The sequence below is a fragment of the Polynucleobacter sp. AP-Kolm-20A-A1 genome (assembly GCF_018688315.1).
GTDB lineage: Bacteria > Pseudomonadota > Gammaproteobacteria > Burkholderiales > Burkholderiaceae > Polynucleobacter.
This window is the reverse complement of sequence record NZ_CP061315.1, coordinates 800,542-819,049: the sequence shown is the minus strand read 5'-3', so window position 1 is coordinate 819,049 and position 18,508 is coordinate 800,542. Positions and strand designations below refer to the sequence as shown.

The 18,508-nt window shown below is 47.0% G+C and carries 16 protein-coding genes and 2 tRNA genes; 1 reads left to right on the top strand and 17 read right to left on the bottom strand.

Going from position 1 to position 18,508, the window contains the following annotated elements; all coding sequences use genetic code 11:
• Positions 1-8: 8 nt before the first annotated feature.
• Genes zapE through C2745_RS04295 form a run of 4 tightly spaced genes read right to left on the bottom strand, consistent with a single transcriptional unit; the run spans position 9 to position 6,680 of the window.
• Positions 9-1,112: a cell division protein ZapE gene (zapE, locus tag C2745_RS04310; protein ID WP_215385318.1), complete on the bottom strand. Its 1,104-nt coding sequence runs from the start codon at positions 1,110-1,112 to the stop codon at positions 9-11.
• Entirely contained in the window at positions 1,113-2,549 is a 1,437-nt protein-coding gene (gene lpdA / locus C2745_RS04305) for a dihydrolipoyl dehydrogenase (protein ID WP_215385316.1), read from the bottom strand.
• A gap of 12 nt (positions 2,550-2,561) precedes the next feature.
• Positions 2,562-3,776, bottom strand: coding sequence for a 2-oxoglutarate dehydrogenase complex dihydrolipoyllysine-residue succinyltransferase (gene odhB / locus C2745_RS04300; RefSeq protein WP_215385314.1), 1,215 nt, complete (start codon positions 3,774-3,776; stop codon positions 2,562-2,564).
• A 48-nt stretch (positions 3,777-3,824) separates the two neighbouring features.
• Positions 3,825-6,680 carry a 2-oxoglutarate dehydrogenase E1 component gene (locus C2745_RS04295; RefSeq protein WP_215385313.1) on the bottom strand — a complete coding sequence of 952 codons (2,856 nt, stop codon included), beginning with the start codon at positions 6,678-6,680 and terminating at the stop codon, positions 3,825-3,827.
• 299 nt (positions 6,681-6,979) lie between these two features.
• On the opposite strand from C2745_RS04295, the gene C2745_RS04290 reads away from it, so the two are divergent.
• Entirely contained in the window at positions 6,980-7,678 is a 699-nt protein-coding gene (locus C2745_RS04290) for an excisionase family DNA-binding protein (protein ID WP_215385311.1), read from the top strand.
• 73 nt (positions 7,679-7,751) lie between these two features.
• Here the strand turns inward: C2745_RS04290 and C2745_RS04285 are convergent, their stop codons facing one another.
• The 13 genes from C2745_RS04285 to C2745_RS04225 all read right to left on the bottom strand — a co-directional run bounded on the left by C2745_RS04285 (position 7,752) and on the right by C2745_RS04225 (position 18,494).
• Positions 7,752-8,033, bottom strand: a complete 282-nt coding sequence (locus tag C2745_RS04285) for an H-NS family nucleoid-associated regulatory protein (RefSeq protein ID WP_215385309.1) — start codon at positions 8,031-8,033, stop codon at positions 7,752-7,754.
• Between the two features lie 190 nt (positions 8,034-8,223).
• Positions 8,224-8,646 (bottom strand): PaaI family thioesterase, encoded by a 423-nt coding sequence (locus C2745_RS04280; RefSeq protein WP_215385307.1) that lies wholly within the window; start codon positions 8,644-8,646, stop codon positions 8,224-8,226.
• Between the two features lie 39 nt (positions 8,647-8,685).
• Positions 8,686-8,762: transfer RNA gene (locus C2745_RS04275), tRNA-Pro, on the bottom strand.
• A 25-nt stretch (positions 8,763-8,787) separates the two neighbouring features.
• Positions 8,788-9,138, bottom strand: a complete 351-nt coding sequence (locus tag C2745_RS04270; protein ID WP_128113476.1) for a MerR family transcriptional regulator — start codon at positions 9,136-9,138, stop codon at positions 8,788-8,790.
• A complete protein-coding gene (locus C2745_RS04265) occupies positions 9,116-9,439 on the bottom strand; it encodes an integration host factor subunit alpha (RefSeq protein WP_068321512.1) in 324 nt (107 codons plus the stop codon). Before C2745_RS04265 ends, C2745_RS04270 begins: the two co-directional genes overlap by 23 nt.
• A 49-nt stretch (positions 9,440-9,488) precedes the next feature.
• Positions 9,489-11,945: a phenylalanine--tRNA ligase subunit beta gene (gene pheT / locus C2745_RS04260; RefSeq protein ID WP_215385306.1), complete on the bottom strand. Its 2,457-nt coding sequence runs from the start codon at positions 11,943-11,945 to the stop codon at positions 9,489-9,491.
• Positions 11,946-11,978: 33 nt separating this feature from the next.
• The gene (gene pheS / locus C2745_RS04255) at positions 11,979-13,025 is read right to left on the bottom strand and encodes a phenylalanine--tRNA ligase subunit alpha (RefSeq protein WP_215385304.1); all 1,047 of its coding nucleotides are present in this window, start codon (positions 13,023-13,025) and stop codon (positions 11,979-11,981) included.
• A gap of 25 nt (positions 13,026-13,050) precedes the next feature.
• On the bottom strand, positions 13,051-13,416 hold the full coding sequence (gene rplT, locus C2745_RS04250; RefSeq protein WP_011902675.1) for a 50S ribosomal protein L20: 366 nt from the start codon (positions 13,414-13,416) through the stop codon (positions 13,051-13,053).
• 25 nt (positions 13,417-13,441) lie between these two features.
• Positions 13,442-13,639, bottom strand: coding sequence for a 50S ribosomal protein L35 (rpmI, locus tag C2745_RS04245; RefSeq protein ID WP_011902674.1), 198 nt, complete (start codon positions 13,637-13,639; stop codon positions 13,442-13,444).
• Between the two features lie 138 nt (positions 13,640-13,777).
• Positions 13,778-14,302, bottom strand: a complete 525-nt coding sequence (gene infC / locus C2745_RS04240) for a translation initiation factor IF-3 (protein ID WP_215385610.1) — start codon at positions 14,300-14,302, stop codon at positions 13,778-13,780.
• A 42-nt stretch (positions 14,303-14,344) separates the two neighbouring features.
• Positions 14,345-16,267 (bottom strand): threonine--tRNA ligase, encoded by a 1,923-nt coding sequence (thrS, locus tag C2745_RS04235; protein ID WP_215385302.1) that lies wholly within the window; start codon positions 16,265-16,267, stop codon positions 14,345-14,347.
• Positions 16,268-16,365: 98 nt separating this feature from the next.
• Positions 16,366-16,442, bottom strand: a tRNA-Val gene (locus C2745_RS04230).
• Between the two features lie 18 nt (positions 16,443-16,460).
• Entirely contained in the window at positions 16,461-18,494 is a 2,034-nt protein-coding gene (locus tag C2745_RS04225) for a bifunctional (p)ppGpp synthetase/guanosine-3',5'-bis(diphosphate) 3'-pyrophosphohydrolase (protein ID WP_215385300.1), read from the bottom strand.
• Positions 18,495-18,508 lie beyond the last annotated feature (14 nt).

Below are 18,508 nucleotides of genomic sequence, written 5' to 3'. Positions count from 1 at the left end.
ACCCTATTTTAGGTCAAGCTGGTATCAATTACCCGGCGCGGAGCATCTAGGTAGTCACGAGACTGCATCTCGATCAAGCGGGACACCGTTCTTGAGAATTCTGCGGTAATTTGACCTTCTGTATACAAATCCGGGGCTGGGACCTCAGCGGAGATGATGAGCTTGATCTTATGGTCGTATAAGACGTCAATTAGCCAAATAAAGCGACGGGCTTCATTGGTCATTCTTGGAGGCATGTAAGGAACCCCAGAAAGAATCACCGTATGAAACTGATTGGCAATTTCTAGGTAGTCATTTTGGGAGCGCGGGCCGCAACAGAGCGTTTGGAAGTCAAACCACACTACGCCATCACCCATATGCAATGGCTTGAGCTCCCGAGACTCAATATTCAGAACTGGATTAAGTACTTCCTGTTGATTACCAATCAGATTGATAAACATCTCCAATAGACGTGTATCGGTTTGCTCATTGAGTGGCGTTAAATACGCCTCTACTTGCGCCATCTGCACGCGGCGGTAATCATTGCCCGCATCCACGTTTAGTACATCCAGCTTTTCTTCTAACAGCTTAATGGCTGGCAACAATCGATCTCGGTGTAAGCCATTTGGATAAAGTTGATCGGGTCGATAGTTCGACGTCATCACAAACTGCACACGATCAGCAAAAAGAGCGCTTAGTAAGCGATACAAAATCATGGCATCAGCGATGTCATTAATATGAAACTCATCAAAGCAAATCAAACGATAACGTTTTGCAATTCGCTTAGAAAGCTCATCCAAAGGATCCGATAGGCCTGAGAGCTCATGCAGCTCACGATGAACTTCACGCATGAATTCGTGAAAATGGATGCGAACCTTCTTTTCTAGTGGAGAAGCTGCATAAAAGCAGTCCATCAAAAAGGATTTGCCGCGACCTACTCCACCCCAGAGATATAAACCTCTAGGTAAAGTTGGTTTAAATAGTTTTTTCTTGAGATTGCTACTGCGAATATCTTTGTAGGCAATCCATTCGTCTTCGCACTGCTGTAGACGCTCTACAGCACGAAGCTGCGCGGGATCACTTTGATACCCGCGCGCTTTTAACTCTTGTTGGTAAAACTCAATGGTTTTCAATTACATATTTAATGCACGTGAGTCTGTCGCTAACGCTGCTTCGCGCATCACTTCAGACAAACTTGGATGTGCATGACAGATACGAGCAATATCTTCTGCTGCTGCTTTGAATTCCATTGCAACTGCCGCTTCAGCAATCAGGTCTGAGGCATTTGCACCAATGATGTGTACCCCAAGAATCTCATCCGTCTTCGCATCAGCCAACACTTTGATGAAACCATCAGCGCGACCCATGCCTAGCGCACGGCCGTTAGCAGCAAATGGGAACTGACCTGCTTTGTAAGCAACACCGGCTTCTTTGAGCGCTTGTTCTGTTTTGCCAACCCATGCAATCTCAGGGTCTGTGTAGATAACCCAAGGAATGCAGTTGTAATCAATGTGTGGTTTTTGACCAGCAATCACTTCAGCAACCAAAACACCTTCGTCTTCTGCTTTATGTGCCAACATTGGTCCACGCACTACGTCACCTACGGCGTAAACGCCAGGCGCTGCAGTTGCACAAGTATGGTCATCGATTGGAATGAAGCCACGCTCATCCACTTTGAGGCCAATCTTGTCTAAACCTAATTTGTCGGTGTTTGGTACGCGACCAACAGAAACAATTAAACGCTCGCATTCCAACTTGGCAGCTTTACCAGCGCTATCAGTGTAGTTAACCACTACACCCTTCTTGTCTGCTTTAACGTCGCCAATTTTGACGCCGGTATTGATGCTCAAACCTTGCTTAGCAAACAACTTTTGAGCTTCTTTAGCGATGCTGACATCGCAGGCACCCAAGAAAGAAGGCATTGCTTCAAGAACTGTCACTTCGGCGCCAAGACGACGCCATACAGAACCTAATTCCAAGCCAATTACGCCAGCACCGATTACGCCTAATTTCTTAGGAGCAGAATCAAATTTAAGCGCGCCTTCGTTATCGCAAATCAATACGTTATCAACAGTAATACCAGGAAGATGGCGTGCTTTAGAGCCAGTCGCAATAATTACGTTCTTACCGGTAACCGTAGTTTTATCTTTGCCATCAATTTTGATTTGATAGCCATCAGCGCCCTTGCCTTCAAATGAAGCATGACCTTTTAACAAAGTGATTTTGTTCTTGCGGAACAAATACTGAATACCGCCAGTCATCTTGGTGACGATGTCATCTTTACGAGCGATCATCTTTTTAGAGTCGATGCTTACTGAACCCACTTTAATTCCATGATCAGCAGCATGATGGTTGATCTTCTCGAATTCTTCTGAAGATGCCAACAAAGCTTTGGAAGGAATACAACCTACGTTTAAGCAAGTACCACCTAAGCGTGGCTCACCTTTAGGATCGTCATAGGAACTAGATTCAGCGCAGGCAACCTTAAAGCCGAGTTGCGCTGCACGAATAGCGGCGATGTAGCCACCAGGGCCACCGCCAATTACAACTACGTCAAAAGCTTGGCTCATGATCTTCCCTTCTTACAAATCAAGGAGAAGACGTGAAGGATCTTCCAACGCATCCTTCATAGCAACCAAACCAAGCACAGCTTCGCGGCCATCAATGATGCGGTGATCGTATGACAAGGCGAGGTAGTTAATTGGGCGAACAACGACTTGACCGTTTTCAACAACAGCACGGTCTTTAGTAGCGTGGATACCCAAAATAGCTGATTGTGGTGGGTTGATGATTGGAGTAGAAAGCATGGAGCCGAATACACCACCGTTAGAGATGGAGAATGTGCCTCCAGTCAACTCTTCAATCGACAATTTACCTTCACGAGCTTTAGTACCGAACTCAGCAATCTTCTTCTCGATATCAGCCAAGTTCATTTGGTCAACGTCACGCAAAATTGGAACTACCAAGCCACGTGGTGAACTTACAGCAATACCGATATCAAAGTAACCGTGATATACGATGTCATTGCCATCAACAGAAGCATTAAGTAATGGGAATTTCTTCAAAGCGTGAGTAGCTGCTTTAACGAAGAAAGACATGAAGCCCAACTTCACGCCATGAGTCTTCTCAAACTGGTCTTTGTACTTGTTACGCAAAGCAATCACTGGACCCATGTTGACTTCATTGAATGTAGTCAAGATAGCGTTGTTTGCTTGAGACTCAAGCAAACGCTCAGCAATACGAGCACGCAAGCGGCTCATTGGTACACGCTCTTCTGGGCGATCGCCCATTGGAATTGGTGCGCTTGGCAATGCAGCTGATTTAGCGCCACCTGCAGAAGCGTTTAGTGCATCACCCTTAGTGATACGACCATCGCGTCCAGAACCAGCAACTTGTCCAGCGTCGACACCCTTCTCTGCAAGAATCTTTGCAGCTGAAGGAGCAGCGGCTGCACCAGCTTTAGCGGCAGGAGCTGCTGCTTTTGCTGGAGCTGGAGCTGCTGCAGGAGCAGCGGCTGGCGCAGGAGCGGCAGCAGCAGGAGCTGCGGCTGCAACAGCAGTGCTGTCGATCTTCGCGATCAATTGCTCAGCAATAACAGTGCCACCGTCAGCAACAACGATTTCTGTGAGAACGCCAGCGGATGGCGCTGGAACTTCGAGAACCACTTTATCTGTTTCGATTTCGATCAAGATCTCGTCTTGTCCTACTGCGTCACCAACCTTCTTTTTCCATTGCAACAAAGTTGCTTCAGCAACTGACTCAGAGAGTTGTGGAACTTTAACTTCGAAAATAGCCATGATTAATCCTGTTTATATGTATGTGTGTATGTTGAGTTATGAAGACGATTATTTCGTGATCACGTAACCTTTTAATTTGGCAAATGCCGCATTCAGCAATGACTTCTGCTGTTCTTGGTGGAGATGGGCATAACCACAAGCTGGTGAAGCTGATGCAGGACGGCCCGCATAACCCAACTTCATGCCATCAGACATGTTTTCCAAGATGTTGTGCTGTACAAAGAACCAAGCACCCTGGTTTTGTGGCTCATCCTGACACCACACCACGTCTTCCAACTTAGGATACTTCTTCATCTCAGCAGTCAATGCTTTATGCGGGAATGGATAGAGCTGCTCCAAGCGAATGATGGCGACATCACCAATCTTCTTCTCGGCACGCTGTTTAACCAAGTCGTAATAGACCTTGCCAGAACACATGACCAAACGGGTAACCTGTTTGGCGTCGATAGACTCATCACGCTCACCGATCACAGTTTGGAAGCCACCTTTTGTAAATTCAGATAAAGGTGATGCAGCTTCTTTATTACGCAGCAATGATTTTGGTGTCATCAAGATCAGCGGCTTGCGGAACTGACGAATCATTTGACGACGCAACACGTGGAAGATTTGCGCTGCTGTAGTTGGCTGAATCACCTGCATATTGGTATCAGCACACAACTGCATAAAGCGCTCAAGACGTGCAGAAGAATGCTCTGGGCCTTGACCTTCGTAACCGTGCGGCAACATCATGACCAAGCCGTTTGCACGACCCCACTTCACTTCACCGGAAGCGATAAACTGGTCAATAACCACTTGTGCACCGTTTGCGAAGTCGCCGAACTGAGCTTCCCAAATAGTCAAGGTGTTTGGTTCAGCTGCGGCATAGCCGTATTCAAAACCAAGTACAGCCTCTTCAGAAAGAATCGAGTCAATCACCACAAACGGCGCTTGATCTTTAGTAACGTGCTGAAGCGCAATGTAAGTGCCGGTGTCCCACTTCTCACGATTTTGCTCATGCAATACCGCGTGACGGTGAGTAAAGGTACCGCGTCCGCTATCTTCACCAGATAGGCGTACTGGGTAGCCACTTGCAACCAAGGATGCGAAAGCCATGTGCTCACCCATACCCCAGTCAACATTGGCCTCACCGCGACCCATAGCAGCACGGTCGTTGTAGACCTTGGCAACTAATGGATGGGCTTTAAAGCCCTCAGGAATAGTTGAGATCTTTTCAGCCAAGCGCTTCCACTCAGTTAATGGAATCGCTGTATCCGCTTCATCGGTCCACTTCTTATTTAAGAATGGTGACCAATCTACCGCGAACTTACCTTTGAAGTTGCTCAATACTGGATCAGAAGTTTGTTTGCCTTCGTCCATCGCAGCACGGTACTCTTTGACCATCAGGTCGCCAGTACCAGCAGGCAATACACCTTGAGTCTCTAACTTGTCTGCGTAGAGCTTACGTGTGCCAGGATGCGCAGCAATGATCTTGTACATCAAAGGCTGAGTCATTGCAGGCGTATCTTGCTCGTTGTGGCCCAATTTACGGAAGCAGATGATGTCAACCGCAACGTCCTTATGAAACTTCATGCGGAACTCAACAGCCAACTTCGTTGCCAATACAACAGCTTCTGGATCATCGCCGTTCACATGCAATACCGGCGCATCCACAATCTTCATGATGTCCGTGCAATACAAGCTTGAACGTAAATCGCGTGGATCAGATGTTGTGAAACCAATTTGGTTATTAATCACAATGTGCATTGTGCCGCCCGTGGAATAACCACGAACTTCTGACATTGCCAATGTTTCTTGCATCACGCCTTGACCTGCAATCGCAGCATCGCCGTGAACCAAAACTGGCATGACCTGCTCACCCAACATATCGCCACGACGCTCCATACGAGCACGTGCAGAACCTTCAACTACTGGGTTCACGATTTCTAAATGGGATGGGTTAAATGCCAGTGACAAGTGAACCGGACCGCCAGGGGTAGAAATATCGCTTGAGAAACCTTGGTGATATTTAACGTCACCGGCTGGCAATGTTTCTGGGCCCTTGTGCTCAAACTCAGCAAACAAGTCTTTAGGCATCTTGCCCAAAGTGTTTACCAACACGTTGAGACGACCACGGTGGGCCATGCCAATCACGATCTCTTGAATACCTTTGTTGCCAGAGTCACGAATCAACTCATCCATACAGGCGATGAAGCTTTCACCACCCTCGAGAGAGAAACGCTTTTGACCAACATATTTAGCCTGGAGGTAACGCTCAAGGCCTTCTGCGGCAGTAACGCGATCCAAGATTTGACGCTTCTCATCCACATTAAATTGTGGAGTTGAACGAATAGACTCTAACTTCTCCTGCCACCACTTCTTAATCTTCTGGTCGGCAATAAACATGAACTCGACACCAATCGTGCCGCAGTAGGTTTCGCGCAATGCTTGGAGCAAATCGCGCAAAGACATTTCGTTTCTACCGAAGAATGTATTACTTGTATTGAAGACGATATCCATATCGCCATCTGTAAAGCCATAGAAAGCGGGATCTAACTCAGGAATGTCCTGGCGCTCTGTCCGCTTTAATGGATCTAAGTTTGCCCAGCGATTGCCAACGTTACGATACGCGGCAATTAACTGCTGAACAGCAACGCGTTTGCGGCCCATCTCCGAGTCAGCCGAATCAGAAATCGTTCTGATAGGACCTTGCTTAGCGCGCTCAGCAAATGAAGCAACAATTGGTCCGTGGGCAATATCAGTTCGAGATGAACCGTCAACCGCTGGAACCTGTTTCACGTTATCGAAATAATCTCGCCAATGATCAGCTACGGAAGCTGGATCGTGCAAGTAGGATTCGTAGAGTTCCTCTACGTAGGGGGCGTTTCCGCCGAAGAGATAGGAGTTATCTCTTTGATCCTGCATCATGATGCTCACCTTTCATCGGGTTTCCCGATTAAAAACTGTGGTTAAAACCATCCGCTCTACGGCTATACCGCTTCACGAATTGATCTGTGCAAATACCGGTACTACGACAGTAATTTAACACGAATGACCATTGATATATAAAGGGCTTTCCCTGATTTAAAGGGTTTTGGGGGTATTTCCCTAGAAACGCAATTGAATAAGAATTTTCCTACCCCGCTTTCAAGGATTACTGACAGATTTGCTGTGGATTGATTTTTATTCTCTAAATCTTCAATTGAATTAATGAAATTAAGGGAAATATGAAATCAATTACCCCAGAAATGGAATATCTCAGCACCAGACAGAGCGCCAAGGTATTGCAGGTCTCGCTTGGAACCGTCCAGAAGATGGTGGAGTTAGGTGAATTAATTGCCTGGAAGACCCGAGGTGGCCACAGGCGGATATTGGCCAGCTCCCTAGATCAACAGCTCCAAAGAAGAAAACGCGCAATGCGCCAGAAAACTACTCAAAGCTGTATTGCAGTGGGGATATTTAGGCGCAGTGAAAATGGACAAGAATTACTAGAATCCATTGCCGATTGGCAGCTAAAAGTGGATATGGAGGTTGCTGTGGACAGTCTAGAGGGTCTGATGAAGGCGGTTTCATTGGCTCCCGACCTCATCTTTTTGGATGCCTTGATACCTCCAGTTGAGCAGGTCCATTTAATCCATTATTTGAGTAAAAACAAGGACACGCAGAGGATTCCTATTCTAGTAGATGAAGGTTTTATCAAGCTTCACCCAGGGGTTGTTGCCCTGGCAGACGAGAATCACGGCAGCCGCACCCCTTTAACAGAGTGCATAAAAGAAGAGCTTGAGAATGGCCTTATTGAGCTAAACCCCCTCATCATTGCTTATCCAGCGACTATCCCGGAATCAAATGGCGTTTGGGCGGACGGTAGCCGTCATGAGATGCTTGAAGCCCTCTTCGTAGAGGCGCTATCCAGAAAATGTATCTAAATCCCGCAAAGCGGTGAAGCAAGAAAAAGGCCGCATTGAGCGGCCTTTTAAATAATTTAATTAATTCAATGGCTTAGATAAGATAAGCGCTGCGATCCTTGCCATCAATCCACTTAGGGGCCTTACCACGACCAGTCCAGGTCTCGCCTGTAGATGAATTACGGTACTTTGGGGCTACCTTGCCACCGGCACTCTTTCCTGCCTTACGACTAAATAAGTCAGAGGCCGACAAGCCGTATTGCTCAATGATGAGCTTTGCCTTGGCAATGCCATCAGCCTTTTCAAGCGCTATCGCCTCTTTAATTTGTTTATCCAACTGCTCGCGTTGGGCTAATAGCTCCTTATAAGAAGGCATGTATTTTTCTCCGAATAATGGTTTATATGGGATAGTTTCATTAAAACTATTAACTCACATTATATATAAGACGGATTATTAAACAATATCAATAATTGGAAGCAATAACCTTTATTTATTAAGGGAAAATCAACTGATCCGGATTAATATTGATAATAATTATAAAGATTAATATCAATAATCCTACTTATTACTTTCTCAGCATGAATGTACCGCTGGATTTGGCGGTTATCTCGCCGGACTCACTTAAAACAACTGCTTCGCAGTAATTAATAGACTTACCAGCCTTCAGCACCCTGCCTTCGACGACGATTTTTCCGACGCTAGTGCGTAAAAAGCTGGTGGTCATATCAATAGTGATGGCGCCCAAAGGATGGTTAAAGGAGCTACGAGCTGCTGCAGCCATCGCAAAATCCAGCAAGGTCATAATCAGACCACCATGGGCCACCTGAAAACTATTGGTGAACTCGGGCTTTAAGTCCAAACTGATGCGGGACTTACCCCCTTCTGCCATCTCTGGGACTACGCCCAAATGATCAAGAAAAGGAATGTTGAGACCAAAGAAACTGGTTGGTTCACGATCAGGATTTGTAGGATTGGTTGTGTTTGTCATGGAATAAATTAAACCACTAAACAAGACACGGGAGAGAAATGGTCGGGGCGAGAGGATTTGAACCTCCGACCACATGCACCCCATGCATGTACGCTACCAGGCTGCGCTACGCCCCGACGAAAGACAAAATTGTATCAGTAACTATTTAGTGAGAATTTGCAGAACTGCTAGCAATTCATCGCGTAGGCGGAGCTCTCCGCGCACCTCATCAAGACGGTTACGTGCACCGCTGATGGTGAAGCCCTCTTCATATAAGAGCGCTCGAATTTTGCGAATCAACACCACTTCATGATGTTGATAGTAGCGACGATTGCCACGGCGTTTTTGCGGACTTAACTGGGAAAACTCTTGCTCCCAGTAGCGCAATACGTGTGAACGCACGCCACAAAGATCAGCTACTTCACCAATAGTGAAGTAGCGTTTAGCAGGTATAGGGGGAAGTTGAGAGCTCGGTAGTGCCGAGCTTGCATCAAACTCGGTTTTCTCGAGCATGTGACTCCACTACATCTTTAAGCTTTTGACTTGCATGAAAAGTCACTACACGTCTTGCAGCAATCGGAATCATCTGACCTGTTTTTGGATTGCGGCCAGGACGGGCCGATTTATTGCGCAACTGAAAATTACCAAAGCCTGAGATCTTGACTTCAACACCGGTTTCAAGTGACTGGCCAATGCGATCAAAAAACGCATCGATCATATCTTTTGCTTCACGCTTATTTAAACCAACCTGATCAAAAAGCGCTTCAGAAAGCTCATTTTTGGTAACGGTATCGTTGGAGATCAATTCAGTCATTGCTAGTCTCTTTGGTAACTATTTATTTGATTTATAAGTAATACTAAACCTAGCGCAGACGAGCTGCGCACTTTTTCTCTACGGCGCCCAATAAAGCAGCCATTACTGCATCAATTTGGGGATCTTGTAGCGTTTCTTGTGGATTTAAGAGGGTTACTCGGAAAGCCAAGCTCTTCTCGTCATCCGCCATGCTGGCCGAACCTGCTTTTGGCTTAAATTCATCAAAAAGCTCAATTGCACGTACAAAATTTTGTTTGCTAGCTGCCATTGCATCTAATAATGACTGCGCAGAAACGCTTTGCTTTACAACTACTGCCAAATCACGTTGCACCGCGGGGAATTTACTTAATTCCTCTGGCACGGGCAATCCAAGCTCACGAATTGGCTCTAAATCCAACTCAAATAACACTGGTGCTTGTGGCAACTCATAGGCTTGCTGCAGGCCAGGATGCAATTCACCAATCCAGCCGATAGAAATATTGTTTTTGCCGGCTTTTAAGAAAACCTGTGCTGAACGGCCTGGATGCAGCGCTGGATGCTGAGCAGCTTCAGTCACAAAATGTAGAGGGTCCAATACACGCTCAAGATCACCCTTCACATCAAAGAAATCTACCGCTCTTGTAGTGTTAGCCCATTGCTCAGGCACAAATGATCCGTAAGCCAAACCGCCAATCTTTTGCGGTTGAGAAAAGCCTGCTACTTTGCCAGCTTCTTCTTGGACATTAACATCACGCTTAAATACGCGACCAGTCTCAAACAATCGTACACGCCCTGCTCCGCGGTTCAAATTGGCCTTGAGGTTGTTTAACAAACCACCCCAAAGATTGCTACGCATTACGCCATATTGACTAGCAATTGGGTTTAGCACCGCAATAATGTCTTTTTCAGTAGCGCCAGATAAACGCTTTTCACTTTCGATATCCGTGAAACCAAAGTTCACTGCCTCTTGATAGCCTTGTAGCGCTAAACGCTGACGCAACAAATGAACGCCACGCTTTGCTTCGGCTTTGGCACTCATTTTTAATGAGGATACTGGCGGTTGATCTGGGATATTTTCAAAGCCGTACATACGTGCGACTTCTTCAATTAAATCTTCTTCGATTTCAATATCAAAGCGATAGCTTGGAGGGGTAACAATAAATGCGTCGCCCTCTTGCTTGAATTCAAAACCGAGACGCTTAAATACATCCGCTACTACTTCACTTGTTAGTGGAATGCCGATGACTTTTTCTGCTCTTGCCAAACGCATTTTGACAGGCTTGCGTTCTGGAACATTTAAAACTTGATCATCAACAGGGCCCGCTTGGCCGCCGCACACCTCAATAATTAAAGCGCTGAGGTATTCCAGGCAGTTAACGGTGTTTTGTGGGTCTACGCCACGCTCAAAGCGATGCGCAGCATCAGTACTGAAATTAAAACGGCGTGCACGTCCTTGGATGGCTGAAGGCAACCAATAAGCCGCCTCAACATAAACATTCTTGGTGTCATCAGTTACAGCGCAGTGGTTGCCACCCATAATGCCGGCAAGTGCAACTGGACCTGATTGGTCAGCAACTACGCCAGCGTCTTGTAGCTTGCCAGCTGTATCGGGACCCTGCAAGGTTACAGTCTGACCGTTTAATAATTCAAGCGTCTCACCTGCTTTAGCCCAGCGAACAGCGATATCGCCATTTAACTTATCAATATCAAATACGTGAGTAGGCTGACCCATTTCTAACATCACATAATTAGAAAGATCCACCATTGCTGAAATACTTCTTTGGCCTGCACGCGCTAAACGTTGCACGATCCATTCAGGCGTTTTAGCCTGTGGGTTTACGCCACGAATCACACGACCCGCAAAACGTCCACAAAGCTCTTTGTTTTCTACAGTAACTTTGCGCTTATCTTCAATTGATACTGCTGGAGGAATCCACTTAGGCGCACACAGTGCAGCACCAGTAATCGCAGAAACTTCTCTAGCCATACCCATTAATGAGAGGCAATCAGCTTTATTGGGAGTTAGCTTGATGACAAATATCTGGTCATCTAAATCAAGATACTCGCGGATGTCTTTTCCGACAGGTGCATCAGCAGGCAACTCTAGAATGCCCTCGTGATCATCGCCCAGGCCGAGTTCACGACCAGAGCAGAGCATGCCTTGGCTCTCGACGCCACGCAGCTTGCCAACCTTGATCATGAAAGGCTTGCCACCCGCTTCAGCAGGAGGTAATTCAGCACCAACCATGGCACAAGGAATCTTAATGCCGGCACGCGCATTTGGAGCACCGCATACGATTTGCAATTCTTGTCCTGTACCGGCGTCTACTTTACAAACACGCAAACGGTCTGCATCAGGATGTTGCTCTGCAGATAGAATCTGCGCAATCACAATCTTGGTAAATGCAGGTGCAACTGAATGCTGCTCTTCAACTTCTAAGCCAGCCATTGTCATTGCATGACCAAGCGCATCGCTATCGAGCGATGGGTTTACATACTGACGGAGCCAAGATTCAGAAAATTGCATAGCGCGATCTAAGATTTCTTAATAAATAATTTGTTATGCAGGAAACTGCGCTAAGAAACGTAAATCGTTTTCAAAGAAGAGACGTAAATCATCTACGCCGTAACGCAACATGGTTAAACGCTCCAAACCAGACCCAAAGGCAAATCCGGTATAGCGCTCTGGGTCAATACCCATATTACGGAGAACGTTTGGATGAACCTGCCCTGCTCCAGAGATTTCCAACCAACGGCCGGCAAGCTTGCCGCTACCAAAGGCCATATCAATTTCTGCAGAAGGCTCTGTGAATGGGAAATACGATGGACGGAAGCGAACTTGTAACTCATTCGTTTCAAAGAAGGTTCTTAAGAAATCGGTATAGACACCCTTAAGATCTGCAAATGAAACACTCTCGGCAATCCATAAACCTTCAACCTGATGAAACATTGGTGAATGCGTTGCGTCGCTATCAACACGATAGGTTCTGCCTGGCGCAATCACTTTGATTGGCGGCATGACATCAGCGTGAGCGTATTTCTTTACGTGCTCGCTCGCATAACGAACCTGAATAGGACTGGTATGCGTGCGCAATAGCAAAGGCTTCTCGTTGGAATCTTTGCCATCAATATAAAACGTATCCTGCATTGAGCGTGCAGGATGATTCTCAGGGCTATTTAAGGCGGTGAAATTAAACCAATCGCTTTCAATTTCAGGGCCATCTGCTACATCAAAACCAATGGAGCGGAAGATCTCTTCAACACGCTCCCAGGTGCGCATCACAGGATGCAAGCTACCTACCGCTTGACCACGGCCAGGCAAGGAAACGTCAATAGACTCCGCCGCAAGACGTTGCATGAGGACGGCATCAGCCAAAGCTTGGCGACGCTCTTGTAGTGCAGCTTCTACTTGAGTTTTGATTTGATTAATTTGGGCGCCAGCACTCTTGCGCTCCTCAGGCGACATTCCACCAAGCGCTTTTAAACGCTCAGTGAGAACACCTGACTTACCGAGATACTTGGCTTTCGCGTCCTCTAGAGCTGCCGCGTCGGCAGCTCCGAGGAAATCACGTTTAGCATCCTCGACAATGTGGTCGAGAGAAACCATTGCAGCTTAGTTTAGAAAACTAAGATTAAGCTGCAGCGTTTACTACGGATTTGATCCGAGTAACCAAAGCAGCAAAAGCCGCTTTGTCAGCAATGGCCATATCAGAAAGCACTTTGCGATCGAGTTCGATCGCAGCCTTCTTCATACCATTCATGAATACGCTATAGGTCATGTCATGCTGACGAACTGCCGCATTGATACGAGCAATCCACAAAGCGCGGAATACACGTTTCTTATTGCGACGGTCACGATATGCATATTGACCAGCACGCATAACCGCTTGCTTAGCAATACGGAATACGTTTTTACGACGACCGCGGTAACCTGTTGCGGCATCGGTAATTTTCTTATGACGGGCTCTTGCTGTAACCCCACGTTTGACTCTTGGCATTTAATTCTCCTAATCTAGTCTGAGGTTAAGCGTATGGAAGCATAGAGCGAATTGACTTAACGTCAGCTTTCGCAACTTCTGTGGAACCACGGAGGTGACGCTTATTCTTTGTGGTCTTCTTGGTGAGGATGTGGCGTTTGAAAGCCTGACCTCGTTTAATCGTTCCGCCTGCGCGAACCGTGAAGCGCTTTTTAGCGCTACTCTTGCTCTTCATCTTGGGCATAAAGCACCCCTTCAATTACTTGTGCAACATAGGTGGTAACCGACGGTTACTCTTCCTGTACCCAGAAGCACTTCAAACTACCGGCGCCTTTCAGCGCCTCCCTACATAAGAAAAAGATAATTCCTGCGAATTGCCTTTTTACTTAGCCTTACGAATGGGGGCCAATACCATCACCATCTGGCGGCCTTCCATCTTTGGAAACTGTTCGACTTGGCCGTACTCAACGAGGTCCAACTTCAAACGTTCCAACATTCTGACTCCGATTTCTTGGTGGGCCATTTCACGACCCCGAAACCGCAGCGTAATCTTTGTCTTATCGCCATCTTCCAAAAAGCGGATTAGATTGCGTAGCTTCACACCGTAGTCACCATCATCAGTACCAGGGCGGAATTTAACTTCCTTCACCTGAATAACTTTTTGCTTCAGCTTTGCTTCATGCATCCGCTTAGCTTCTTGGTATTTGAATTTGCCGAAGTCCATGATGCGGACTACAGGTGGAACAGCCGTAGGAGCAATTTCAACCAGATCGGTCTCTTTCTCTTCTGCTGCAGCCAAGGCTTCACTCAAACTAACTACACCGATGGGCTCTCCATCAATTCCAATCAAACGCACTTCAGGAGCAGTAATTTCCCGGTTAATGCGCTGCAATTTTTCAGTAGCGATCTTCTTAATTCCTCTAAAAAAACAATAAAAACCGTTCTAACCCTAGCTAGGCTCGGGTCCGACTTTCTGGGATATATCCTGCTGGAGTCGGGCAACGAAGGCATCAAGAGGCATTACACCTAAATCCACTCCGCCACGGGCACGAACGGCCACCGTATTACTTTCTGATTCCTTATCCCCTACAACGAGCAAAAATGGGATCTTCTGTAATGCGTGCTCGCGTATTTTATACGTAATTTTCTCGTTCCGCAAATCGGATTCAACTCTAAACCCTTGTTTTTTCAGCAATTGCTGCACTTTTTGTGCATATGCAGCAGAATTTCCTGAAATATTGAGGACTACAGCCTGGGTCGGAGCCAGCCAAACCGGCATGTTTCCGGCGTGATTTTCGATCAAAATGCCGATAAAACGCTCTAAAGAGCCCACAATTGCCCTGTGGAGCATGACTGGAGTCTTACGGCTATTGTCTTCAGCGACGTATTCAGCTCCTAAACGGGCTGGCATCGAGAAATCCACCTGAATCGTGCCGCACTGCCATGTACGCCCAATGGAGTCCTTGAGGTGATATTCAATCTTTGGACCATAAAAAGCACCCTCGCCTGGCAATTCTTCCCACTCTTGACCGGAGGCCTTTAAAGCGCCGCGCAAGGCTTCTTCAGCTTTATCCCAGATTGCGTCGTCACCAACTCGCTTAGCCGGACGTAAAGCCAACTTCACAGCAACCTCTGTAAAGCCAAAATCTTGGTAAACAGCGCGAACCGCTTTATCGAATGCAGCAACCTCAGATTGAATTTGATCTTCGGTACAGAAAATATGGCCGTCATCTTGCGTGAAACCACGCACTCGCATCAAACCATGCAAAGCACCTGATGGCTCATTGCGATGGCACTGACCAAACTCACCGAAGCGCAATGGCAACTCGCGGTAACTATGCAAACCAGAGTTATAAATTTGCACGTGACCAGGACAGTTCATCGGCTTTAATGCATAAGCACGATTCTCCGACTCGGTCGTGAACATATTTTCTTTGTAGTTTTCCCAGTGGCCAGATTTTTCCCAAAGACCGCGATCCAAAATTTGTGGCGCTTTAACTTCTTGGTAGCCTTCTTGCTGATACACGCGACGCATGTATTGCTCAACCTCTTGCCAAATCGACCAACCTTTTGGATGCCAGAAAATTAAACCAGGCGCCTCTTCTTGGAAATGAAACAAATCAAGTTGTTTGCCAAGGCGGCGATGATCGCGCTTCTCGGACTCTTCCAGCATGTGCAAATAAGCGTCTTGATCTTCCTTGCGCAACCAGGCAGTACCGTAAATACGTTGCAACATCTCATTCTTGCTATCGCCACGCCAGTAAGCACCAGCAAGCTTCATCAGCTTAAATACTTTGAGCTTTCCTGTTGAAGGCACGTGTGGGCCACGGCACAAATCAGTGAACTTACCTTCGGCATACAAAGAAACATCTTCGCCTTGCGGAATACTCGCGATCAGTTCTGCTTTGTAGTTCTCGCCCTGCTTCTTGAAAAACTCAACCGCTTCATCACGCGGCATGACGGTGCGTGTTACTGGCTCATCTTTTTTAGCGAGCTCAGTCATTTTCTTTTCTAGAGCAACTAAGTCATCTGGAGTAAAGGGGCGGTGATATGAGAAGTCGTAGTAAAAACCATTCTCGATCACTGGACCGATGGTTACTTGAGCATCGGGAAATAATTCTTTTACAGCGTAAGCTAATAAGTGCGCTGTGGAGTGACGAACAATCTCTAACGCTTCTGGGCTCTTGTCGGTGATGATGGCTAGCTGACTATCTTTATCGATCACAAAACTGGTGTCGACCATCTTGCCATCGACGATGCCACCTAAAGCAGCTTTTGCAAGACCACTGCCAATACTTTGCGCAATATCAGCGACGCGAACTGGGGCCTCAAACTCACGTTTTGATCCATCGGGTAGAGTAACTACAAGCATGACGACTCCATCTTATTTACTGAACTTCCGTTGTACTTCGATGACCTAAAAATAAAGCGCGGCAGCTTTTGGGCAACCGCGCTTTGGGTCCTATTCGTTGGTAGGCTCGATTGGACTCGAACCAACGACCCCCACCATGTCAAGGTGGTGCTCTAACCAGCTGAGCTACGAGCCTATACAGCCATAGAGTTTATCACCGGCGGCGCACTTGGGTGACCCCTTTGACCTCTTCTAGGCTGTTTTGAACCAGGCGTAAGACCTCCGAATCCTTTACCTCCACAGTCAAAAGGATCTGTGCCAGACCTTTTTTGGCCGATTTACGCAGATCGATGACATGAACGCCTTGTCTGGTGAGAATCTCAAAGAGCTCTCGCATCAACTCGGGGCGATCCACCCCAGTCACAACCAAATCCGCTGGGAAAACCCGTTTTTGATCCTGACTGACTATTGGATCGGCGGCTGAAGCAGTCCAAGCTGTTTGAATGACCCGCTCTGGCGCCCTCTCTAGCAAACCTCTGAAGGTCTTACAGGAACGTCGATGAATAGACACCCCTCTGCCTTGCGTGACAAATCCTGCAATGGCATCAGGCGGCACAGGTCGACAGCAACGTGCCAACTGAGTTAGCAATGAATCGACCCCGACTACCAACACATCACCGCCGCGTCCTGTCTTATGGGTGCTGTTACGAAGAATGATTTCAGGAGGGGTTGCAACCACTTTTACTTCTGCAGCTACATCAGCTTTACTCTCGGTAGTTTTTCCGGTATTACCAGCCTCCTCATCATCGAGCGCATTAAACCAAGCGCGTACGCGTTGACGCGCTCTTTGTGAGCGTACATAGTTTTTATCAGGACTAATCCAGTCTCTTGATGGACCGCCATGTTTCACTGCAATGATCTCGATGGTTTGGCCGTTCTTTAATGCAGTTTCTAGCGGCACCATCGCACCATCAACGCGCGCACCACGACAACGATGCCCAAGATTAGTGTGCACAGCATAAGCAAAGTCAATTGGCGTTGAACCCTTCTCCAAGGAAATCACTTTCCCCAAAGGAGTGAGAACGTAAATGTGATCATCAATCTCATGGTGCTTAAGTTGCTCCCATGCATCCTCTTTCCATGAGATCAGTTGACGTGCCCAGGCGATCTGTCTTTCATACGCAACTTCAGCGCTATGCGTACCTTGCTGATGGTTGGCGGTAGGCTTGTTGATTTTTTGAGGGCTTGGTGGCGTCGCCATGCCTGCATATGCACCCTCTTTGTAGCGCCAATGGGCAGCCAAGCCATACTCTGCCTGCTGATGCATTTCTTGTGTGCGCACCTGAATCTCAAATGCAGTGCCATCTTCATTCATGACTACGGTATGCAAAGATTGATATCCGTTAGGCTTCGGTCTTGCTATGTAGTCATCAAACTCTCTTGGCACTGGCTGCCAGACGTTATGCACGATACCTAGTACGGCATAACAAGATTTCACATCAGCAACCAAAACACGAAATGCCCTGACATCGTAAAGATTGGCAAAGTCTAAAGACTTGCCCTCCATCTTTTTCCAAATGCTGTAGATATGCTTGGGCCGCCCAAGAACCTCGCCATCGATATGAGCAGCTTTCAACTCTTCTTGTAATTGCAAAACAATTTGATCGATGAATGATTGGCGCTCAATTCGTTTAGCATCCAGCATCTTGGCAATGTCGCGATAAATCTCTGGCGATAAAGCTCTAAATGCGAGATCCTCCATCTCCCACTTCATTTGCCAAATACCTAAACGATTAGCCAATGAAGCATCAATATTGAGAATCTCTTGTGCCCACGCGGCAGGCATTTGCATCTTCTCTTGTGTTACCCAGCGTAAAGTTTGCAAACGAGATGCCAAGTAGATCAAAACTACGCGCAAGTCATCACCAAAAGCCAACAGCATCTTGCGCAACATCTCTTCTTGGCCAGCAACACTTAAACCGCCATCGTCGCGGACTAACTTTGCCTGCGCTTGACGCAAGCCGCGGTAACCAATTAATAGCTTGGCAGGCTCCTCGCCAATGAGCTTAATAAGTGCCTCTTTGCCGTGAGTACGAGCGATATTGCTTGCGGCAGTTAAAGTCGCTTCATCTAAATTGAGTGACTGCAAGATTTGCAAGACACCAGCAGCATGAAGTTCTGCTGGCTCGCCATACCAAGCATCAATGATTATTGGTGCGCCGATCGATTTGCTAGGGGCATTTGCCATTGGCAACTAGAAGT